General features: G+C 40.9%; 25 protein-coding genes and 1 riboswitch. Of the genes, 18 read left to right on the top strand and 7 right to left on the bottom strand.

The annotated features are described in order from the left end of the window. Positions 1–55: 55 nt before the first annotated feature. The 4 genes from brnQ to HMPREF9088_RS02515 all read right to left on the bottom strand — a co-directional run bounded on the left by brnQ (position 56) and on the right by HMPREF9088_RS02515 (position 4,667). Positions 56–1,405, bottom strand: a complete 1,350-nt coding sequence (gene brnQ, locus HMPREF9088_RS02530) for a branched-chain amino acid transport system II carrier protein (RefSeq protein WP_040366153.1) — start codon at positions 1,403–1,405, stop codon at positions 56–58. Between the two features lie 243 nt (positions 1,406–1,648). Continuing rightward, positions 1,649–2,389 carry an amino acid ABC transporter ATP-binding protein gene (locus tag HMPREF9088_RS02525; protein WP_007207555.1) on the bottom strand — a complete coding sequence of 247 codons (741 nt, stop codon included), beginning with the start codon at positions 2,387–2,389 and terminating at the stop codon, positions 1,649–1,651. 12 nt (positions 2,390–2,401) lie between these two features. Continuing rightward, entirely contained in the window at positions 2,402–3,982 is a 1,581-nt protein-coding gene (locus HMPREF9088_RS02520; RefSeq protein ID WP_040366151.1) for an ABC transporter permease subunit, read from the bottom strand. Between the two features lie 101 nt (positions 3,983–4,083). Beyond that, positions 4,084–4,256, bottom strand: a riboswitch (Lysine riboswitch). A gap of 111 nt (positions 4,257–4,367) precedes the next feature. Continuing rightward, complete coding sequence (locus tag HMPREF9088_RS02515) at positions 4,368–4,667, bottom strand: hypothetical protein (RefSeq protein WP_007207553.1); 300 nt, start codon at positions 4,665–4,667, stop codon at positions 4,368–4,370. 139 nt (positions 4,668–4,806) lie between these two features. Between HMPREF9088_RS02515 and HMPREF9088_RS02510 the strand changes: the two genes are divergently transcribed. Genes HMPREF9088_RS02510 through HMPREF9088_RS02500 form a run of 3 tightly spaced genes read left to right on the top strand, consistent with a single transcriptional unit; the run spans position 4,807 to position 6,868 of the window. Beyond that, positions 4,807–5,526, top strand: a complete 720-nt coding sequence (locus tag HMPREF9088_RS02510; protein ID WP_007207552.1) for an NAD-dependent protein deacylase — start codon at positions 4,807–4,809, stop codon at positions 5,524–5,526. Then, positions 5,523–6,356: a chorismate mutase gene (locus tag HMPREF9088_RS02505; protein ID WP_007207551.1), complete on the top strand. Its 834-nt coding sequence runs from the start codon at positions 5,523–5,525 to the stop codon at positions 6,354–6,356. Before HMPREF9088_RS02510 ends, HMPREF9088_RS02505 begins: the two co-directional genes overlap by 4 nt. Continuing rightward, positions 6,356–6,868, top strand: coding sequence for a transcription repressor NadR (locus tag HMPREF9088_RS02500; RefSeq protein WP_007207550.1), 513 nt, complete (start codon positions 6,356–6,358; stop codon positions 6,866–6,868). The genes HMPREF9088_RS02505 and HMPREF9088_RS02500 overlap by 1 nt, the downstream gene beginning before the upstream one ends. Before the next feature lie 88 nt (positions 6,869–6,956). On the opposite strand, the gene HMPREF9088_RS02495 is transcribed toward HMPREF9088_RS02500, so the two are convergent. Both HMPREF9088_RS02495 and def read right to left on the bottom strand, forming a co-directional pair. Next, positions 6,957–7,919, bottom strand: a complete 963-nt coding sequence (locus HMPREF9088_RS02495) for a dipeptidase (protein ID WP_007207549.1) — start codon at positions 7,917–7,919, stop codon at positions 6,957–6,959. Positions 7,920–7,999: 80 nt separating this feature from the next. After that, positions 8,000–8,560 (bottom strand): peptide deformylase, encoded by a 561-nt coding sequence (def, locus tag HMPREF9088_RS02490; RefSeq protein ID WP_040366149.1) that lies wholly within the window; start codon positions 8,558–8,560, stop codon positions 8,000–8,002. Between the two features lie 130 nt (positions 8,561–8,690). Between def and HMPREF9088_RS02485 the strand changes: the two genes are divergently transcribed. From HMPREF9088_RS02485 to HMPREF9088_RS02415, 15 genes are all read left to right on the top strand, one after another. Next, positions 8,691–9,422 (top strand): ABC transporter ATP-binding protein, encoded by a 732-nt coding sequence (locus tag HMPREF9088_RS02485; RefSeq protein ID WP_040366141.1) that lies wholly within the window; start codon positions 8,691–8,693, stop codon positions 9,420–9,422. After that, a complete protein-coding gene (locus HMPREF9088_RS02480) occupies positions 9,422–10,630 on the top strand; it encodes an ABC transporter permease (protein WP_007207546.1) in 1,209 nt (402 codons plus the stop codon). The genes HMPREF9088_RS02485 and HMPREF9088_RS02480 overlap by 1 nt, the downstream gene beginning before the upstream one ends. Before the next feature lie 76 nt (positions 10,631–10,706). Then, positions 10,707–11,486, top strand: a complete 780-nt coding sequence (locus HMPREF9088_RS02475) for a phosphotransferase family protein (protein ID WP_007207545.1) — start codon at positions 10,707–10,709, stop codon at positions 11,484–11,486. A 58-nt stretch (positions 11,487–11,544) separates the two neighbouring features. Further along, the gene (trmB, locus tag HMPREF9088_RS02470; protein WP_007207544.1) at positions 11,545–12,192 is read left to right on the top strand and encodes a tRNA (guanosine(46)-N7)-methyltransferase TrmB; all 648 of its coding nucleotides are present in this window, start codon (positions 11,545–11,547) and stop codon (positions 12,190–12,192) included. A 68-nt stretch (positions 12,193–12,260) separates the two neighbouring features. Continuing rightward, positions 12,261–13,127 carry a competence type IV pilus ATPase ComGA gene (comGA, locus tag HMPREF9088_RS02465; protein ID WP_052607501.1) on the top strand — a complete coding sequence of 289 codons (867 nt, stop codon included), beginning with the start codon at positions 12,261–12,263 and terminating at the stop codon, positions 13,125–13,127. Further along, positions 13,124–14,149 carry a competence type IV pilus assembly protein ComGB gene (gene comGB / locus HMPREF9088_RS02460; RefSeq protein ID WP_007207542.1) on the top strand — a complete coding sequence of 342 codons (1,026 nt, stop codon included), beginning with the start codon at positions 13,124–13,126 and terminating at the stop codon, positions 14,147–14,149. The genes comGA and comGB overlap by 4 nt, the downstream gene beginning before the upstream one ends. Then, a complete protein-coding gene (locus HMPREF9088_RS02455; RefSeq protein WP_007207541.1) occupies positions 14,146–14,367 on the top strand; it encodes a prepilin-type N-terminal cleavage/methylation domain-containing protein in 222 nt (73 codons plus the stop codon). The genes comGB and HMPREF9088_RS02455 overlap by 4 nt, the downstream gene beginning before the upstream one ends. After that, positions 14,357–14,797 (top strand): type II secretion system protein, encoded by a 441-nt coding sequence (locus HMPREF9088_RS02450; protein ID WP_007207540.1) that lies wholly within the window; start codon positions 14,357–14,359, stop codon positions 14,795–14,797. Before HMPREF9088_RS02455 ends, HMPREF9088_RS02450 begins: the two co-directional genes overlap by 11 nt. Further along, positions 14,778–15,065: a hypothetical protein gene (locus tag HMPREF9088_RS02445; RefSeq protein WP_007207539.1), complete on the top strand. Its 288-nt coding sequence runs from the start codon at positions 14,778–14,780 to the stop codon at positions 15,063–15,065. Before HMPREF9088_RS02450 ends, HMPREF9088_RS02445 begins: the two co-directional genes overlap by 20 nt. After that, positions 15,025–15,516: a competence type IV pilus minor pilin ComGF gene (locus tag HMPREF9088_RS02440; RefSeq protein ID WP_143139673.1), complete on the top strand. Its 492-nt coding sequence runs from the start codon at positions 15,025–15,027 to the stop codon at positions 15,514–15,516. Before HMPREF9088_RS02445 ends, HMPREF9088_RS02440 begins: the two co-directional genes overlap by 41 nt. A gap of 31 nt (positions 15,517–15,547) precedes the next feature. Then, positions 15,548–15,910: a hypothetical protein gene (locus HMPREF9088_RS02435; protein WP_007207537.1), complete on the top strand. Its 363-nt coding sequence runs from the start codon at positions 15,548–15,550 to the stop codon at positions 15,908–15,910. A gap of 225 nt (positions 15,911–16,135) precedes the next feature. Further along, positions 16,136–17,146 carry a class I SAM-dependent methyltransferase gene (locus HMPREF9088_RS02430; protein WP_040366137.1) on the top strand — a complete coding sequence of 337 codons (1,011 nt, stop codon included), beginning with the start codon at positions 16,136–16,138 and terminating at the stop codon, positions 17,144–17,146. Positions 17,147–17,184: 38 nt separating this feature from the next. Next, positions 17,185–18,378 carry an acetate/propionate family kinase gene (locus HMPREF9088_RS02425; protein WP_007207534.1) on the top strand — a complete coding sequence of 398 codons (1,194 nt, stop codon included), beginning with the start codon at positions 17,185–17,187 and terminating at the stop codon, positions 18,376–18,378. 180 nt (positions 18,379–18,558) lie between these two features. Continuing rightward, positions 18,559–19,329 carry an ABC transporter ATP-binding protein gene (locus tag HMPREF9088_RS02420; protein WP_007207533.1) on the top strand — a complete coding sequence of 257 codons (771 nt, stop codon included), beginning with the start codon at positions 18,559–18,561 and terminating at the stop codon, positions 19,327–19,329. Beyond that, entirely contained in the window at positions 19,322–20,908 is a 1,587-nt protein-coding gene (locus tag HMPREF9088_RS02415) for a hypothetical protein (RefSeq protein ID WP_007207532.1), read from the top strand. Before HMPREF9088_RS02420 ends, HMPREF9088_RS02415 begins: the two co-directional genes overlap by 8 nt. Positions 20,909–21,057: 149 nt before the next feature. Here the strand turns inward: HMPREF9088_RS02415 and HMPREF9088_RS02410 are convergent, their stop codons facing one another. Next, positions 21,058–21,528 (bottom strand): universal stress protein, encoded by a 471-nt coding sequence (locus HMPREF9088_RS02410; protein ID WP_007207531.1) that lies wholly within the window; start codon positions 21,526–21,528, stop codon positions 21,058–21,060. Positions 21,529–21,553 lie beyond the last annotated feature (25 nt).

Raw genomic sequence — 21,553 nt, 5'->3', positions numbered from 1 at the left:
CCCGGATTTTCTGGTCTTTTAGCTTGTAGATAACGATTCCGTCTTAGACTTTTTATTACTGTTGTTTGTTTCGTTCGATTGCTGTCCAAATTAAACCAAGTACAAATCCTATGATAGCTGGAATCACCCAACCTAAGCCAATAGAAAACAATGGTAGGTAGCCTTTTGCAAAAGAGAGTAAGTGAGTGACAAGAGCCGTCTGCTGCCATTGACTAGGAGCAACATTCAATCCATCAAAGATAGCAGCAAGCAAAGTAAAATAAGTTGTCAGTTGATACACACGTGGCGCGTGTTGAAAAAGCGGACTTAAAAGTGCCAATAAAATTAAAGTAATAGCCAGTGGATAGAGAAACATCAGCACTGGTAGGGAAAGCTCAATAATTTTGGTTAAACCAACATTGGCAAAAATACATGGGAGCACACTTACACTGATGGCAAAAAACGCATAGCTACGTTTGGGAAACAGCTCGACAAAAGTCTCTGAAAAAGCAGAGATGAGTCCGACAGTTGTTTTTAAACATGCGACAATGACAATCAATGCCAAGATAATTGCTCCGTAGATTCCCAGATAATACGTTGAGACTTGGGCGAGTGCGATACCACCATTGGCACTCACGGCAAACTTACCTACGCTCATCGCTCCAAGATACGCTAAAAAAGTATAGATGATACCCATTAGGAGTACGCTGATACTACCAGCACGGACGGTATCTAATGCAATCACTTTTGGCTGAGTGACGCCCCGCTGACGAATGGTAGTCACAACAATAATTCCAAAGGCAAGGGCTGCAAGGGCATCTAAAGTATTGTAACCTTGAGTAAATCCGGTCATAAATGCATTTTGTTGGTAAGTAGCACTTACTGGCATGACTGCCACGGAACCGATTGGGTGTAAGAAAGCTACAAGCAGCAAAATACCTAGTAGGACTAAAAAGATTGGATTTAAAAATTTGCCGATATAAGCCATCAATTTGGACGGTTTACGGGCAAACCACCAAGCAGCGGAGAAAAAGAGAATACTAAAAAGAGCCAAAGCAACTGGTTGTTGATTAGTACTTAAAAACGGTGCGAGTCCAATCTCAAAAGAAGTCGTTGCTAAGCGTGGTAAGGCAAAAAATGGTCCAATTACGAGATAAAGTAAAATGGTGAAGAGGTAGGCATAGCGTCTTCCGACACGTTGCGCCAAATCAAATAGACCAGTACTTTTCGAGAGTCCTATCGCAATAATACCTAAAAATGGTAAGCCGATACCTGTAATCAAAAATCCTAAATTTGCCTGAAAAACAGCTGCACCAGCTTCTTGTCCCATGTGTACAGGGAAAATCAGATTTCCTGCTCCGAAGAACATTCCAAATAACATCGAACTAATAAATAAATAATCTTTTTTTGTTAATTTTGTTTCCATCATTTCGTTCCTTTCTTTCCATTACTGTAAACGTATCAGAAAGTACGTAGTTGTGCAACAAAAGAAAATGAAAAGATGAAGCTAATGAAAAAAAGCTAGGTCAAAAGACTGTTCGCTCCGAGCGAGAAGGTCAAACCAGTTTGACTTATCGCCTAACTACAAAAAAGAAAACCCAAAAGTTTGAGTAACAACTTCTGGATTTTCTTTTTTCTAACTAGTTTTGTCTGGGGCTTGTTTTAATCTTTAGTTTGTTTCAAGCACCCGAGCGAGAAAGGCTTTGGTGCGTTCTTCTTTCGGATGGACAAAAATATCTTCTGGCGTGCCTTCTTCGGCAATCACCCCTTTGTCCATAAAGATTACACGATCAGAGACGTCACGGGCAAAGCCCATCTCATGTGTCACGATGACCATCGTTAAGCCTGTTTCAGCTAAAGCTTTCATCGTCAATAAGACTTCACCAACCATTTCTGGATCCAGAGCGGAGGTGGGTTCATCGAACAACATGACATCAGGGTTCATAGAAAGTGAACGAGCAATGGCAACACGTTGTTTTTGACCACCGGATAATTGCGCAGGCTTGGCAGAGACGTAGCGGCCCATCCCTACTTTTTCAAGATTTTCAATTGCAATTTTTTTGGCTTCTTCTTTGCTACGTTTTAAGACGGTCACTTGGCCGCTCACGCAGTTTTCTAAGACATTCATATTATTGAATAAGTTAAATGATTGGAACACCATGCCAAGATGGGTACGATATTTTGGTAAGTCATAGTTTTTTGTTAAGACATTTTCACCTTTGTAAAGGATTGCACCACTGGTTGGTTTTTCTAGTAAGTTAATGCAACGGAGTAAGGTCGATTTACCTGAACCAGATGAACCAATGATAGTGAGTACTTCACCTTTGTTTACTGTTACATTGATATCTTTTAATACTTCATTTTCACCGAAGCTTTTTTTCAAATGATTAATTTCGATCATCGCTGTCATAAGTTTCTCTCCTTAATTTTGTTGAGAATCCAAGTCATCTATTTTTACGTAAGATGAAGGGCCATCCATTTTCTTTTCCATCAAGCGCAGGAGTTTCGTCGCGCTAAGTGTCATTACTAAGTAGATGATACCAATGATGGTGAATGTAGGGAAGAATTGTAGATTGGTACCCGATGCGACCGAACCGGCAAAGAATAAGTCTGTTACGCTGATAACACTCAAAACAGCTGTGTCTTTAATGTTGATGACTGTTTCATTTCCGATTGCTGGCAAAATATTACGCAAGACTTGTGGCAAGACAACTTTTGTCATGGTTTGACGGTGGTTCATGCCGATCGCTTGAGCGGCTTCAAATTGCCCTTTATCGACGGCGAAAATTCCTCCACGAACGATTTCAGACATATATGCCCCTGTATTGATTGAGACAATCAGTAATGCTGCGACAGTCCGATTCAAATCAATATGGAAAGCGAGCGCTAATCCATAGAAAATAACCATTGCTTGAACCATCATCGGGGTTCCGCGGAATACTTCAATGTAGATAGTCAAAAAGCCGTTAAACACTTTTTGGAAAAAGCGTGAGACTGGATTCTCAGAAACTGGCAACGTGCGAAAGACGCCGACTAATAGGCCGATAATCGTACCTGCAAAAGTGGAAACAACGGCTACGAATAAAGTTAAGGCAGCACCACTCAAGAAAAGTTTCCAGTATTGTTGAATGATTTGTTTAAAGGTCGTGAGTAAGCCGCTGTCTTGTTCGTCAGAAGCTGTCGGTTGTTCCTCAATCGCTTGGTCCATTAGTTTGGTACGCTCACTTGAAGAGATCGTAGCAAGGATTTCATTTACTTTTTCAACATCTGAATCGCCTTTGCGCATACCGACTGCTACTTGCACGTCTTCTGCATTAGTTTGGAAGCCATTTTCTTTTGAAAATTCAAGCATTTTAAAGTCTTTATTCACATTGGTTGCAGTGACGCCTTCTGGTCGTTCACTAACATAACCATCAATTACCCCTGAAGCTAAGGCAACTCGCATGGAAGAGAAGTCTTTTTGTGCTTGTTGTTTGTCTACATTTGGAATTTGGTCAATGACAGAGTAGTGGAAGGTATTTAACTGTGCGGTAATTTTTGCGCCAGCTAAATCATCAATACTTTTTGCATTGGCATATTTGCCATCTTTATTTACAACGACGACTAATTGTGACTCGTAGTACGCGTCAGTGAAATCAATTTCTTTTTTGCGTTCCTCAGTGGGAGACATCCCAGCAATAATGGCATCAATTTTTCCTGATTGCAACGCTGGCACGAGGCCATCCCATTGTGTGGGCACAATCACTAATTTTTTTCCTAGTTTATCGGCAATTTTTTGTGCGATTTGGACATCGTAGCCTCCAACGTATTTTTGACTAGAAAGTTCTACTGTATGTGCTCCAGGACTTGTCTGAGTCCAGTTAAACGGCGCATAAGCAGCCTCCATCCCTACTCGAAATTCGTCTGCTGGGGTTTGTTCATCTGCATACGTAGAAGGGACTATCAAAGCCAACAAGAACAAAAGGCCCACAAAAAGTGACGAGCATAAACCAAACTTTTTCATTTTTTTCTTCCTTTCTTTTTGACGAGACATTCATGACGACAACAAAAAACAGCCGTACTCCATGATTGGAAAACGCCTGTAAAATAGTTTACAAACCTATCACAAAACATAGCGCACCTTAGCGAATTGCTAAGACAGTTCGTAAGTTATTTACTTACGACCCAACCACACTTTTTAAGCAAAAAAGTGTCATTTCGGCGATGTTCCCTAGGCCTGTTTCTACGTGTTGCTCCACTCCACAGGATTAATGAACCTCGCGACCTCTACCTCGATGTTGAAGGTAATCTCGTATGAAATTAATGTTCTAAGCTAGGATAGTAGAAAAGACGCACTTTGTCAATAAAAAATAGGGATTTCCATTGAAGGAAAGCCCTATTTAGTCTACTTAATTTGCAGTTTGTGGCTTAGGTTCTTTGCCAAGAAATGCTTGTAGGACAGTCATGACAGCTAAGATCGCCATCAATAGGTAAACAAAGTTTGAATACTGAGTAATTCCCCAGCCCCAAGTGTGATAGACAACAATTAAAAGTGCTAACACAATGAATGAAAGAACATTAAAAAAACCAAATGCCCATAAATTACCATTTTCTTTCCGAGCAAAATAAAAGATAGAAAAATAAAGGCTAATCGCAATCCAAGCAATGTTAATAAAAATCAAACCCCAATAAAAAATTTCAGCTAACATCTATTTTCACCTCGCTTATATCATCGTTATTGTATCACTTTTTGTGAAGAATGTCATGAGTGTATCTTGTTTTCTTCCTTTGTTGGCCAGAGTTAACAAATCGACGATCAGCACGTATAATAGCCATGAGGTGAGTAAAATGACAAAAGAAACAGCAATGATTGAACAACTTTTACAAGCTAAGTCGATTACGTTTTTGACAGGTGCAGGTGTGTCGACACCTTCAGGAATCCCTGATTACCGCTCGTTGCATGGTATCTACCAAGGACTTGATCAACCAGAGTATTTGCTAAGTGCGACCTGTTTAAAGCGAGAGCCGGAGAAGTTTTATTCTTTTATCAAGCAACTGTACCATCCGGATGCACTGCCAAATGTCATTCATCAAACCATCCATGAATTGGAAAAAACGCACAATGTGTGGGTCGTTTCACAAAATATTGATGGGCTTCATGATCGAGCAGGTTCGACCCAAGTCGTGAATTTTCATGGTTCATTGTATCATGTGTATTGTCAATCGTGTGGTAAAGAAGTACCTTATGCGGACTATCTTGCATCTGATCGTCATCTGTGTGGTGGTAGACTAAGACCGGCAATTGTTTTGTATGAAGAAGGCTTCACACCGCAAACCATCAAGGAAGCTGTCCGTGCGGTAGAAGCAGCCGATATAGTGGTGATTGTCGGAACAACTTTTCAAGTGCATCCATTTTGTGATTTAATAGAATATAAACAAAAAAATGCCCAAGTGTTTGTTGTCAATCAAACACCAATTCATTTAAGAGGACAAAAGGAACAGCTGATTGGCAATGCGGTTGATTTTTTTCAAGCATTATATCAGAAATTAAAGGAGGCCCAACCGTGAAAAGTGAAAAAGAAAAGATGATTGCTGGCGAATTGTATTTTTCAGCCGATCCAGAATTAGAAGCTGATCGAGCATTTGCTAGAGAACAAATGGCGGTAATTAATCAAGAAACCAACAATGATATACGAGAGCAATTATTAAAGGAAACATTTGGCCATGTCGAAAATCATATTTACATGGAACCAAATGTTCGGTTTGACTATGGCTACAATATTTCAGTCGGGAAAAATTTTTATGCGAACTTTGATGTGACGTTATTGGATGTTTGCCCGATTACGTTTGGGGACAATTGCATGGTCGCACCTAATGTTCAGCTCTATACTGCTAGCCATCCACTTCAGCCGGCTAAACGCAATAGTGGGTTAGAGAATGGACAACCGATTACCATCGGGGACAATGTTTGGCTAGGTGGCGGTGCTATTATTTTGCCTGGTGTGACATTAGGTGATAATGTCGTGGTCGGTGCCGGGAGCGTCGTGACGAAGTCGTTTCCTGCCAATGTCGTTATAGCAGGCAATCCTGCTACAATCATCCAAGAGTTGGCAAGTGATGACGCACAACCCTTGAGCGCAAAAAGAAAACAAATCGATGCTATTGATCAAAAATTGGTCCATTTATTGGAAGAACGCATGATGGTGGTGACGGCTATCTCAGAGGAAAAACGTCAGCAAAAAATTGCCGTCTTAGACAGCAATCGAGAAAATGAGGTGTTACAGGCTGTTCGCCGTGAAGTGAAACAGTCGGACTTTGAAGAAGCCATTGTCGATACCTTCCGTGATGTCATGAAGCATTCACGGACGTTCCAATCACAGCAAATGGAGGACAAGTGATGGATGGAGAAACGCGACGTCAAGACATCATGGAGCAATTACGTATGTCTGACCAGCCGCTTAGTGCGAGTCGCTTGGCTCAAAACTATGCGGTAAGTCGGCAAATTATTGTCGGGGATATTGCGTTATTACGAGCGAGTGGGGAAGCGATATTGGCAACTGCGCGTGGGTATCTACTTGAAAAAGAGGAGCAAGGTGTGGTCGCAAAAATCGCTGTCTGTCACCGTCCAGAACAAGTCGAAGAAGAGTTAACGACGATTGTTTCTCTTGATGGTGAAGTAGTCGATGTGATTGTCGATCATCTGCTTTATGGCGAATTACGAGGTAGCTTAGGTATTCGCACGCAAGAAGATATTGCGACATTTTTAAAAGCCTACGCGGCTAGTGAAGAAAAGCTGCTCTCCAATCTTACCAATGGCGTTCACCTCCATACGGTGCGCTGTGAATCGATGGAGCAAGTCGGCAAAATTAAGCAAGCTTTACGTAAGAAAAACCTATTATTTGAAGAATGAAACATTTTGTTGCTCCATGAATCACATGAAAAGACCAGAACATCCGGTTGGGTGTTCTGGTCTTTTGGCTTGTAGTGAAAGGCGTTTCTTATAGTAGGTCTTTATACAATCGGGCGACATTTTGATAGCCTATTGCATCGATTTCGCGAGCGGTAAAGCCATTTTTTTGCAGGGCATCTACCAGTAGTTCGAGGGCTAAAATATCTGGTAAGTCCTCACTCGGACGAATACCGTCAAAGTCAGACCCAAGACCAATGCAGCCCAAGCCACCGATATTTTTTAAGTGATCCGCATGTTTGGCTAATTGGACTGGTAGCGAAAGCGAGGAGTCAAAGGTAATGAAATCGGCAAAGTAATTCAGACCGATAACGCCGCCACGCTCGGCAATCGCTCGGATAAGTTCATCGGATAAGTTGCGACTGTGCGGGCATAGGGATCGGCAGTTCGAGTGGCTGGCGACAAAAGGCACAGGTGTCGTCGCCAAGACATCCCAGACAAGCTGATCAGAACCGTGCGAGACATCAATGATCATGCCTAATTCAGCCATGCGTGTCACGATGTCTCTACCAGCAGCCTTTAAGCCTTTTTGCGCAAGATTGGTCAATATTTGTGTAGCCGGATCGACATAGTTGGCATTGGGAAAGCCAAGTTCATTTTCCATATTCCAAGTCAATGTCAGCATGCGGACACCATCTTGGTAACATTGCTCCAGACGATCGATGCGACCGGCAAGCGGTGCACCTTCTTCCATCGTGAGCATCGCGCTCAACAAGTGCTCGTTTTGATTGCTAATATAGTCGTCGTAAGTCAGTACTGGCCGAATCAAGTCTTGATTGGCAGCTAGTTCAGCTTGATAAATGGCAAGCATTTCTTGGTAACGAACATACGGATCAGCAACCGTCCCAAGCTCAATAAAAATTGCAAAGTTTTGTAGGTCAATCAGGCTTTTTTTCATGCGCTGTAAATCAATCTGGAACGTATTTTCGTTTAACTTTGTACCTGGGTGCTCATAAAGCTTTAGTAAGGTATCACAATGCATATCAATAAACATCAACTCATCCCCTTCATAAGAAAAAACCTTGCAAAAGGCATCTACATGCTTTTTGCAAGGAAAATGAGCGCCTCATTTTTTTATTCGAGTACTAACACGCCTTCTTTGATTGCAAAAGGATTGTCTGCGTTAATGCGATCATAAAATAAGACACCATTCAAATGATCGATTTCATGTTGCACCACGATCGAAGGGTAGTTTTTTAGCCGAATCTTGTGAGCCGCACCCGTCTCATCCTGATAAGCAATCGTCACACGTGCATGGCGCACGACGTATCCTGGTACATCGCGATCGACTGACAGACAGCCTTCGCCATCACCCAGACATGCATCCTGTACAGAATGACTCACAATTTTTGGATTGTATAAGACACCAGCAAATTCTGGTTCGCCATCCTCTTGTTCACTTGGTACAAGTACGGCAATCATGCGTTTTGAGACGTTGACTTGTGGGGCAGCTAAGCCGACACCACCGCGTAAATGCAACTCTTCTGCTTTGATTGGATCTTGACTATTTACCAAAAATTCGAACATGTCCTTTCCTAATTGTTGTTCTTGCTCTGTCAGTGGGAAGGTTACTTCTTTTGCTATTTCTCGGAGAGTAGGATGTCCTTCACGAATAATTGTATCCATTGTTATCATAAAAAATCCGCTCCTTTCTTGAATTTCCATTTTATAGTTTACCACAAATGACAGGAATTTGCCGCACGTAGAATTATTGGTTCGATAGCTGGTCCATGGTATAATAATGAGCAAAGTGGAGGATGGATACATGACATTAACAGTAAAGCAAGTAACAGGTGGCTATGGCCAAGTGCCTGTCTTAAAAGATATCTCCTTTGAAGTGAACAATGGGGAACTAGTCGGCCTCATCGGGCTAAATGGAGCGGGCAAGAGTACGACGATTAAAGAAATTATTGGTCTGTTACAGCCCATCAAAGGTACTATTGCCGTCGATGGCTTACGATTGAGTGAAAATGCAGAAGCGTACCGCAAAAAAATCGGCTTCATTCCAGAAACACCGGTCTTGTATGAAGAATTGACGTTACGTGAGCACATCGAAGTCACAGCGATGGCCTACGATATTCCGAAAGAAGTGGCCTTTCAGCGCGCAGAAAAATTATTGACGACCTTTCGTTTGGAGAAGCGTTTGGAATGGTTTCCGGCTAATTTTTCCAAAGGGATGAAGCAAAAGGTCATGATTTTGTGTGCCTTTTTAGTAGAGCCGAGTTTGTATATTATTGATGAGCCGTTTTTGGGATTGGATCCATTAGCGATTCATGCGCTATTAGAATTGATGAATGAAATGAAGCAGACTGGTGCTGGTATTTTGATGTCGACGCACGTCTTAGCCACAGCTGAACGCTACTGCGATCGTTTTATTATGTTACACAATGGCCAAATTCGCGCACAAGGCTCGTTAGTCCAGTTGCAGCAAGCTTTTGACATGCCTCATGCTTCTTTGGATGACCTATACCTGGCTCTGACAAAGGAGGAAGCGTAATGCGCATTTTTTTTCAGCAAAGAATGCACGCCCATCAAAAAAACATACAGCGCTATTTAAAATACGTTTTTAACGATCATTTTGCGTTATTAATGACGTTTTTACTAGGTGCTGCGGGCCTATTGTATTCAAATTGGCTTAAATCATTAGATAGCTCATTTGTATATGGAAAATGGTTGCTCATCGTGCTATGGGCTTTCGCTGTGACAGTGGGTCGCTTTGCTTCCTTGACGCAACTGGCCGACCAAGTATTCTTATTGCCAAAAGAAACACAAATGCGTCCGTATTTGACTAGCGCGAGACGTTATTCTTCTGTGCTGCCACTTGGCCTAGGGATTTTGATTATAGGTGCAGGGATGCCCTTGTATGTCGTCCTTACGAAGCAGCCGTTCACCATGTTCTTTGTCTTTTTGCTACAATTTCTATTTTTAAAAAGCAGTCATTTGTACTTGCAGCAGCTAGCATTTTTTCAAGATACGAAGCAACTGCAACAAGGGATGACCGCTTTCTTTTGGCTGAGTAATGGTGCGTCGTGGCTTTTGGCGCTATTTTGGACACCTTTTGCGGGCTTGGCAGTGGCTGGTGTGGGCTGGTTGGTCATGGTCCAGCTGACGTGGCGACAGCTACATACGCCGCTGGACTGGGAGATGCTGATTGCGACGGAGCAAAAGCGTTTGTACGGAATGTATCGCTTCATTAATTTATTCACGGATGTCCCGCAGATTACAGCGACAGTGAAAAGACGAAAGTATGCCGACTTTTTGTTGCGCTGGATTCCAGCGCGCCAGCAAGAAACCTACACATACTTATATATGCGTCGTTTACTGAGAGGCTCTGAGTATAGTGGGTTAGTCGTGCGTCTTTTGCTCTTAGGTGTAATCGCCTTATGGTTTGTTCAAGTTTGGTGGGTGGCACTGGTCGTCGGAGTGGTTGGCTTATATTTAATTGGCTTTCAATTATTACCATTGGCGCAACAATATCAGTATCAACCATTGACGCAGCTTTATCCAATCAAGCGTGACGTTCAGCTGAAGTCTTTTCAAAAAGTTGTCGGTTTAGTTTTATTATTTGTGACGCTTGTATTTGCCGTCGTGGGGAGCATGAAGCAGGTGTCAATGATGTATACATTCTTTTTTTGGATTGGACTACTTTCATTTGATGGCCTTTTTTGTTATGCTTATTTGCCGATGTGTTTAAAGAGACTGTAGAATCGCATAATGTGCTTGACGATACTATCATAGGCGACTAGAATAATAAGTACTGTGAATTAAGGGGAGAAACTCGATGGATATGCGTTTTGATAGCGACTGGTATCTGCAACCAATCAAAGGAGATACTGGCAAAGCATATATTGGGAAAAAAGCGGATGATAAAGTGTTTATCAAACGGAATACAACACCGATGTTGGCAGCCTTGGCTAAAGAGGGCATCACTCCCAAGCTGATCTGGACCAAGCGGACAGGCAATGGTGACACATTATCTGCGCAAGAATGGCTAGAGGGAAGAATCTTGACCTCTGAAGAAATAGGCAAGCGCAATGATGTGATTGATGTGTTGTACCATTTGCATCATTCGAAGTCTTTGCAAGAAATACTCGCAAAAGTAGGCGGTAAAACGGTGACACCGCAAAAACTATTGACCGGTTATTTTACAGATTTACCAACAGAACTTGGCAACAATGAGTTTTTGATGTTGGTTCATCAATATATGGAAAAAAATCTTCCCACCTTTAAAGCAAATGAAAAGACAGTCGTGCATGGCGATGTGAATTATCGCAATTGGTTGGTCTGCCAGAATTATTTGTATTTGGTGGATTGGGATTCGATTATGTTTGCCGATGCGGCCTATGATATTGGCACGGTCTTGGGTCATTATTTACCTGTCTCAAGTTGGAGTCAGTGGCTGATGAGCTATGGTGTGCAGCCGGATGTGGGAATGCTAGAGAAGACGTATTGGTATGCGTTACTGAGTGTATTACAGGAAGCGAAAAAGCAATACCGTCGTGGAGCAATCAAAGAAGCAAATGAAGAAATACTTCAATTAAAAAGAATATATAGTGGCTAAATCAGGTGGCGTCCTCATTGCAGGAGACCACCTCATTTGTTGAAAAGGAGCGAAAAACATGCGCGTTCGTAAACGCAAAGGAGCAGAAGAGCTACTCGCGGAAAACCCGCAAATCGTAGTAGCAAACCCCGAGGAATTAAAAGGAAAGTGGCAGCAACGCTTTGCAAAAAAGCAACCCATTCACATCGAAATCGGAATGGGCAAAGGACAATTTATTACTGGTATGGCTAAAGCTCATCCAGATATCAATTATATTGGAATTGATATGCAAGTCAGTGTCGTATCTTTTGCACTTGATAAAGTACTTGCGGATACTCTACCAAATGTGCAACTACTGCACGTGGACGGCTCAGCCTTAACGAACTATTTTGCTGATGGGGAAGTCGATCAGATTTATTTGAACTTTTCTGATCCATGGCCAAAGACCCGTCACGAAAAACGTCGCTTAACGTCAAAAGATTTCTTAGCTGTCGATGAACAAATCCTATGTAATGAAGGGGAAATTCATTTTAAAACCGATAACCGAGGCTTGTTTGAATACTCTTTAGCAAGCTTTTCGCAATATGGGATGATTATAAAGCAAGTGTGGTTAGATTTACACGCCTCAGCAGAAGCTACGAATAATGTGATGACGGAATACGAAGAAAAATTTTCCGCCAAAGGACAGCCCATCTATCGTGTAGAAGCAGTCTTCCCTAAAAAATAAAGATGAAATGAAAACAGTCCGTTGAGGGCTGTTTTTTTTTGCGTATGTATTAGTGGAGGGAGAAAATGATGGATATTCTAGAACAGTCAAACGAATTGATTCAGTATGGTGTCGATCATCAGCTGCAAGACTTATATCTCTATGTAGATGCGCAAAAAGGAGTGGCCAAATTTCGCAAAAATGAGCAAACCTTCGTCTATCAATCGTACGCGAGTCAAGAAGCGCGGCAACTGATATCGCGCTTTAAATTTTTGGGTGAGATGGATATCGGTGAGACCCGTAAAGCACAACTTGGTGCAATTACGTACCAATTGAATGAGCGGTCAGTTCGCTTGCGATTATCAACCGTTGGCGATTATCGCGGCTTTGAGTCTTTAGTTATCCGCTTTTTAGTGAATACTGACCATGAATTTACTTATGAACAAGTCGCCACCTATGATGAACTGGTCTATGATGTAGCCAATCAAAACGGCCTCTTTCTTTTTAGTGGAGCTACTGGTTCGGGCAAAACGACGTTGATGTACCATTTAGCCAAAAAGTTGGGCGGACAAGTGATTACCATCGAAGACCCAGTAGAAATTGAAGAACCAACATTTTTACAGCTACAAACCAATGACACGATAGGCCAAACATACGATCAACTGATTAAGCTTTCATTGCGTCATCGGCCGGATTTACTATTGATTGGAGAAATTAGGGACTCCTTGACGGCGCATGCGGCAACTCGTGCGGCCTTGACCGGTCACCAAGTGTTTGCGACCGTTCATGCGAAAGGTCAAGAAGAAACAGTCGCTCGCTTGCTCGAATTAGGGTGTAGCCAATGGGAGATTGACAATTGTCTGAAGGGCATCATCTATCAGCGCTTGCAGTCAGTCGATGACAAAACGACACCCATCATTTCTTATAAACCATATGAAAGTGAGCGTAACAGATGAAAAAGCGGCCATCAAAACGAAAGCAGCAAAAAGAGGTCACGCGTTTTTTAACGATGTTACTGTTGCTTTTAAAAAATGGGTTTCGACTTCAAGAGAGCATCGAAATTATGCAGCGAAGCAAGCAGCTGTCGACTGCGATGTTGGAGAAATTTCAAGCTGTTTTGACACAAGGAGAAGGATTGTCGCAGTGCTTTCAAGCGATTGGCTGTACCAATAAGGAGGTGAGTCAGCTGTATTTTGCAACAGTCCATGGCAATCTCACGCTCACCTTGACGACGATTGTCGATCAGCGCAAGCGGCTAGCCAAGCAAAAGCAAGAGCTGCTAAAAGCTAGCGCCTATCCACTCGCATTGATAGGTATGGTTATTTTCTTGCTCGTGGGGATGAATGTCTTCTTTCTACCGCAATTACTTATGACGGATATGATTTCCGCTGATCATTGGGGCGTGAGGTTTATTCGCTATGCCCCGCTTGGCTTTTTCGTGCTCGCTTGTATCGTTCTTGGAATGTACGTCATTGTAAAGCAACATCTGACAAAAGTTTCAGCTTTAAAAACGGCAGCCATTTATCGCAAAATCCCCTTTATTGGTCCGTTGTATTCTATGTATCAGACAAGCTATTTTGCACTGGAGTGGGGGCAACTGTATACGCAAGGACTAGAAAGTAAACAATTGCTTAGCTGCATGCAAGCACTGCCGACCCATACAATCATGTATGAAATGGCGCAATCCATGCAGACACAATTTTTATCTGGTCAGTCTTTTTCTGAGATGATTCGAGCGTATGATTTTTTGATGCCAGAAGTAGCGGTCATTATTTACCAAGGGGAGAAGACGGGTAGATTAGGAGAGGAGTTGTTGGTGTATAGTCAGATTGTTTTGACTCAGTTTAGTGAGCGGAGTGAACGCTTGCTAAAGTGGGTGCAGCCGGTGTTATTTTGTTTTATTGCGCTCTTAGTGATTAGCATGTATGCAGCGATGTTGTTACCGATGTATCAAAATATAGGAGGCGATTTATTTTGAAAAAACTAAGAAAGAAATATAAAGGATTTACCTTAATCGAAGTACTAGTGGTCCTGTTTATTATTGGGGCGATGGCTATCATTTTGATACCTAATATGATGAAACAAGCTGAAAAAGCACAAGATACGAAAGATATAATCAAAACAACCATTACTAGCGCAAACAATGAACTAAACACTCTTGAATCAGAAATGAAGAAAAACAATAATGGAAATTAGCCGCCAACGAAAAGGATTCACGTTAATCGAAACATGTATAGTGCTGGGGCTATTTTTAAGTATGTCGTATATCAGTCTGATTGAGCTTAATACGACTAGAGAATCGCTAATAGCCAATCAGTTTTTTCAAAATTTTGAACGGGAAGTCAAGTTACAACAGCAAGAGTCATTGATCAAAAATAAAAAACTTGGGTTTAGATACATCAATGGTTTTATTTTATTCAGAGAAGGAAACGCACAGCACAGGCTTTTTTTACCGGCAAATATTTCAGTGAAAGGTGGGAACTATGTCGAATTTACGTTTAATCAAAATGGGCATAGCAAAGAAACATTCAATCTTCCTTTTCAAATAACTGTCGGTGACCTGACTAAAAAGGTAACGTACAAATTTAAATTTGGGAGTGGCAATTTTGAAAAAGAATTTTCCTAAAGGGATGATGGCCTTTGAAGGATTCCTTAGCTTGTTTTTATTATTCGTATGCTTGGTGCCCTTGTTAGCGATTTGTACGAAGTGGTTAGAATTAAGTAGATCTGAACAAGCGAAAATTGAGCTGCACAAAGTATTGTATGAATCCGTCTTGACACAAAGCAAGCCATCGAGATATACAATCAATTTATCAAAGGAACAAGCCAGCATACACGTAGGAAGTGAGCAAATTGAAATTTATCAGACAGATGAGCGGATTCACATTGATTGAAGCAATCGTCAGCTTATTTTTAATGCTAATCATCTTGGCTATTGGCAATCAGGTCTTTGGCTACATGCAAGCCGTCCAACCTCATCTCTATCAGAGCCAGGAACAAGAGTGGTCCTTTTTTACGATTTATCTAGAGGAAAAGCTACGCAATTGTCGCAACGTCACGGTCACGCCACAAGGAATAGCCATGGAGTTACTAGAGATTGATGCAGTAGATAGTAAGAAGCGAAGCTGGGTACCCTTAGAAGTCAAGAAAGGGAAAAATGATCGTATTATTTTTTCTAAGGATAAGGGCACACTTATCCAGTTAACTAGGGTGAAGCGCGTCAACTACTCAATCGATCAGGAAGTGTTAACGGTGAACGCAGTGTTTTTAGATGGAGAGGTGAAGACCAGTCGCATTAAATTATCGCAAATCAAAGCGGGGAAGTCTATTAGTAGTAGCAATTAGTTTATTGTTTTTCTTTTTGACGGTTGTCTATATGGCCCAAGCTAGTGCGAGTTATGCCCAAAAATCTGGTGAATTAATTACCTACAACTACAGACTAAGAATCATGGAAGAATTATTTTTACAAAAATATGAAGCACGATTATTAGAAGCACCGCCAGGGACGAGTGGCACGATTACTTACAATATTGGCCAAATCAACTTTCAGACCACGACGCTGGATCTAACGTATACAATTAGTGCCGAGGGGTCTACTAGAGAAAGAACGATCGCTCGAGCCGAAGAAGTCAATCTGACCACAGAAACTTCAGAGTCGACCACGCAAAGCTCAGAATCGACAGTCCAAGAAACAATGGAGCAAATGACCTCGGACACAACAGTTAGCAAGGAAGAATAATACAGATAACGAAAAGAACGTCTTTTGCTGAAAGGATGTTCTTTTTTTGCTTTTTTGTATACTTCTTCACATTATCTTGCGGTGAATGCTATTTTTTTTGGTTCCTTTAACGAAGTATCTGCATTCAATGAAAAGCTTTACAGGAAGGCAGTTGATTATTTAGAATAAATCATTTAGAATTATACAGGTAAATGTAGTGTTATAGTATTTGAAATGAGGGGTCAAATGACAGGAAACAAAATTGAAGAGATGTTCTCTTTACATTTAACCGCGATTCAATTGTTGCAAAACGCATTATCGTCATCATTTATTGATGCCTATGTTGAGCACATGGAGAATGTTGTAGATAATTACCAAGTGCGCGTGGTTGATGGCGTACCGGATGAAGCGTCTGTTAAGCGATTACAAGAGGTGTACAAGCAGTTGGCAACACCGTTGACGCCAGAAGAAAAACGAAAAGTGTCACAGCTTGTGTTATTAAAAGGAACGCAGACGGAGCCGTTGCAACCAAATCATCAGCTAACACCTGATGGCATTGGCTTTTTGTTTATTTACTTGATGGAGCAGCTCTATCCCAAAAAAGCTGAATCACTAGCCATGCTTGATGTGTCCGTGGGTATGGGGAATCTCTTGTTGACCATTATGACCAACTTAAAGTTAGCTGGTTACCAATCTGTCAAAGGGGTCGGAGTTGATAATGACGAAACACTGCTAGAAGTCGCCTCAGCTACGAGTTCATGGATTGGTGAAAATGTAGCGCTGTTTCATCAGGATGGCTTGCAGCCAATGTTGCTTGAGCCGGTGGATGTGGCGGTAGCGGACTTACCGATTGGCTATTACCCAGACGATGCACGGGCAACTGAATTTTTGATGCACGTCGAACAAGGTCACAGTTATGCTCATCATTTATTGATGGAGCAAAGTATGCGCTACGTCAAAGAGTCTGGTTATGGTTTGTTTTTATTGCCAAGCAATTTTTTAGAAACAGAGCAAAGCGCAGAACTAAAAAAATGGTTCCAAGAACGCGTTTTTTTGCAGGGCATTATCGCATTACCGGATGAATTATTTAAAACTGAGGCATCACGTAAAAGTATTGTGATTGTTCAAAATCGCAGTGAACAAACGACCCAAGCCAAAGAAGTGCTATTAGCAAAATTAACTAGTCTCACCAAACCCCAAAGTATCCAATCTTTCTTTAAACAGTTTGAAAAATGGATAAAGGAAAATAAAAAATAAACCGTTACGAACTTACTAAACAGAAATGAGGAAATTACATGTCAAAAACAATTGCAATTAATGCCGGAAGTTCAAGTTTAAAATGGCAATTATATGAAATGCCAGCAGAAACAGTCATCGCTAAAGGATTGGTAGAAAGAATCGGCTTGAACGATTCAATCTTTACTGTTAAATATGGCGAAGGACAAAAATATGAAGTGGTTACAGATATCCCAGACCACGAAATCGCAGTAAAAATGTTACTTGATCAATTAATCGAGTTAAATATTTTGGCTTCATATGATGAAATTACTGGTGTTGGTCACCGTGTCGTGCATGGTGGAGAATACTTTGATAAATCAGTTATTATTGATGATGATGTCATTGCTAAAATTGAAGAAGTAGCAGTCTTTGCACCACTACACAATCCAGCTCATTTAATGGGCATTCGTGCATTCAAACACTTATTACCAGATATTATTAGCGTTGCGGTCTTTGATACAGCGTTCCATGCAAGCATGCCGCGTGAAGCGTACCTTTACAGCCTACCTTTAGCCTACTATAACGACTACAAAGTTCGTAAATATGGCGCACACGGCACAAGTCATCGCTATGTTTCTCAACGTGCTGCCGATATGTTAGAACAACCAATCGAAGACTTGAAAATTATTACTTGTCATTTAGGTAATGGTGGATCAATCACAGCTGTTAAAGAAGGGAAATCGGTGGATACTTCAATGGGATTCACACCATTAGCTGGTATTACAATGGGGACGCGTTCAGGTGATATCGATGCGGCTGTCTTACCTTACTTGATGAAAAAATTAGACATCGATATTGATGAAATGTTAAATATTTTAAATAAAAAATCAGGCCTACTTGGTTTAACAAATGGGCTATCAAGTGATATGCGTGATTTACAAGATAACAAAGACAAAGAAGATGTAAAAGTTGCGCTAGATATTTTCTACGATCGTATCCGTAAATATATCGGAAGCTACGTTGCAGCTATGGATGGGGCAGATGCAATCGTCTTTACAGCCGGTATCGGTGAAAATTCAGCAGTTGTCCGCTCTGAAATCGTTAAAGGTCTTTCATGGTTTGGCGTTGAGCTTGATGAAACTGAAAATGCAAAATTTGGTGAACACATCATTTCTACGAAAGACTCAAAAATTAAAGTCTTGTTGATTCCGACAGACGAAGAATTAATGATTGCAAGAGACGTCGAAGCGTTACGTCCATCATTCAAATAAACATAAGCTAGGGCAGAATCAGCTCTAAGCAAAAAGACCAGAATATCTAGAAGTTGTTTCATAAGCTTTTGGATGTTCTGTTTTTTCTTACCTTACAGTATCGTCACATGCTTGATGAAGGCTGTTTTTTTCAAGAAAGTACGATAGACTTAATTTAGAAGAAGAAAAGGGAGGAAGACAATGATTGAGATTCAGCAGCTAAGCAAGCAATATGGCTCAAAGATGGCATTAAAAGAGTTGAATTTAGTGATACCAGAGGGGAAAATTTTTGGATTCTTAGGTCACAATGGGGCGGGAAAATCGACAACAATCAAGAGTATGGTGAGTATCATCGAACCAACTTCAGGCAATATTGTCGTTGACGGACAAGTTTTGACTAGTAATCGTGAAGCAATCAAAAAACGGATTGGCTACGTAGCAGATTCGCCAGATTTATTTTTGCAGTTAACAGCGGGTGAGTATTGGGATTTAATCGCTGAGGCTTACGAAATTGATAAGAATGAGCGCAGTGTGCGCTTAAATGAGTTGATGACCATATTTGATATGACTTCTCATCAAGAAGAAACCATCGCCAGCTTTTCGCATGGAATGCGTCAAAAAACAATGATTATCGGTGCGCTCTATTCGGATCCAGATATTTGGATTTTAGATGAACCGTTGCAAGGATTAGATCCGCAGGCGGCATTTGATCTAAAAGAAATGATGAAAAAACATGCGGAAAAAGGGAAAACAGTCATCTTTTCGACACACGTCCTAGACAGTGCGCAACAGCTGTGTGATGAATTGGCCATCTTAAAGAATGGGGAACTACTTTATAATGGAACGGTGTCAGACTTATTGCTGACAGCACCAAGCCAATCACTAGAGTCAATCTATTTAGCAATGACTGGTAAGAAGGAAAGTGAACCAATGATGGATGCGTTGGAGGATGGAGGGAATGCGCATGATTAGTTCGCAGTTAAAAGCGTTAATAAACATCAATCTTTTGTTTATTAACCCACAAGTGACTGATCGCGCGCGGAAAAAAGGCAAGCAAGGAAAGAAGTTAACAAAGTATATTTTGTTTCAATACTTGATGTCTATGATTATTTTCCTTGCTATCTATGGCTTTTCGATGGTAACTATTGATTTTTCAAAAAATACAGGTTACTTCACTTTTTATATGGGGTTATTTAGTGTCCTAGCTCTTTCTCAAGGTATCTCGACGGTATACAATGTCTTTTTTGAAAGCCAAGATTTAGCGGGTTATTTACCATTGCCTTTTCGTCAGCGAGAAATTTTTATGGCGAAGATGTTTGTCGTGGCACTCTCGATTATTCCGTTTGTTTTGCCATTGTTTTTAATGTATTGTTTAACCGGCTGGCGCTCTGGGGTAAATAGTGTCGTCGTTTTAGTGTTTAGTCTTGTTTTGTTCGTTTTATTTTTAATTTTTTCATTTGAATTGTGTAGCTTTATTGTTTTTGGTCTGACTAAGACGGCTTTGTTTAAGAAGCATAAAAAAGTTATGACGAGTTTACTATTGATTTTGTCGACAGTTATTGCCGTGGCAGGAATTTTTTTCATGAGCTATCAGTCGTCATCTACATCATTTGAAGCGCAAGCCGATCGTCCGGCGATTGCTTTGTTCATGCCATTTTACTGGATGATGCACGCGCCATTTCAGCTAAACGGATTGCTCTCATGGGCAGGTTTCATTACGCTTAATCTGCTAGGTCTATGGTTAATCAAACGAACAATTTTACCCAAATTGTATGAGCAATTATTGGATGCTTCACCAAATATTTCGCATGAAAAACGCAAGCGTAAAGTGAACCAATCATACAATCAAATGCTGATTAATTATAATTTTCAACTGATTAAAGATCCTAATCTTTTGATGCAAGTGGTGACCAATTCATTATTAATGCCATTAATTTTTATCATTAGTTTTGGCATATCTGGTGGAGTGAGTGCGGCTAGCTTGGATAATACCTTCGCGATTGTCTTTTTGATTATTGGTATGTTTTTGGCTTATCTCATCACAACACCAGCATCATTTATTGCGATGATTATTTCGTTAGATAAAGCTAACTTTCAGTATATTCATGCGTTGCCTATCAATCAAAAAAGCTATCTAAAAGTAAAGTTCTGGCTCGGATTTAGTATCCAGCTTTTGATGTTTCTCATTGCCTCTTTGGTTGCGACGTTTTTATTTCATATACCAATGTTATTAATTATGAGTATGCTTGTCGGGGGTGTAGTAGCTAGTTATATTTTTAGTGAATATTATTTTTGGCGTGATTTTCGATTGATGGACCTATCGTGGACAAATGTAAACCAATTAGTAACACGTGGGCTAGGAAATACAGGAATTATTTTAAAAATGTTTGGTGGGCTAATCGTGGGAGGCCTCTTGATTGGTGTGACCATCTTTGGCGTCTTAGTAGTCTCAGCTTTATGGACTTCTATCGGAATGGGCATCGTAATCATTGGCCTAGTGATTGCGACTTATGTATTTTACCGCCAACGCTACTGGGAGATCGTCGAGTAAGTAATAATTGTGAGAAAATTCAGATGAATCAGTATACATTTGATACGTTTCATGATTAAATAGATACAAGAGTTGATGCTTTTGTTGGTACCAATCAACAATCCCCTGGCTAGAAACTCCCTTAAAAAAAAGCTAGTTGACTGAGTCAACTAGCTTTTTTCTTTTGGAAGGTGATTGTCTAAGTCAGTACGAACAATCAGCACATCACATGGTGCATTACGAATGACGTATTCAGATACAGATCCGATGAATAAGCGTTCAACGGCATTTAACCCCGTTGCACCTAGCATAATTAAATCGACATTTTTTTCTTTTGGTAATTGTTTCGCGATGATTACTTTTGGTGAACCATAGTCAACGACAGAAGTTACTTTCGTAAGTCCTTCTTTTGTAGCAGTATCGGTATACTCTTTTAATGACTTATTCGCCAATTCAGTCGCTTGCTCAGCCAAGACAGAATCAAAAGCTGCGACTGTTTGAAATGCGCGCGTATCGATGATATGTACCAAAAGTAATTCAGCATCGTTTCTTTTTGCGACATTGACCGCTTTTTTAAATGCCAATTCGGCTTCCTTTGAACCATCGACAGCAACCATAATTCGTTCGTATTGTTGTAACATTGACAACACCCCATTTCCTTAAATT

This window comes from Enterococcus italicus DSM 15952 (genome assembly GCF_000185365.1).
Classification (GTDB): domain Bacteria; phylum Bacillota; class Bacilli; order Lactobacillales; family Enterococcaceae; genus Enterococcus_G; species Enterococcus_G italicus.
This window is presented reverse-complemented; position numbering and strand designations above follow the sequence as displayed.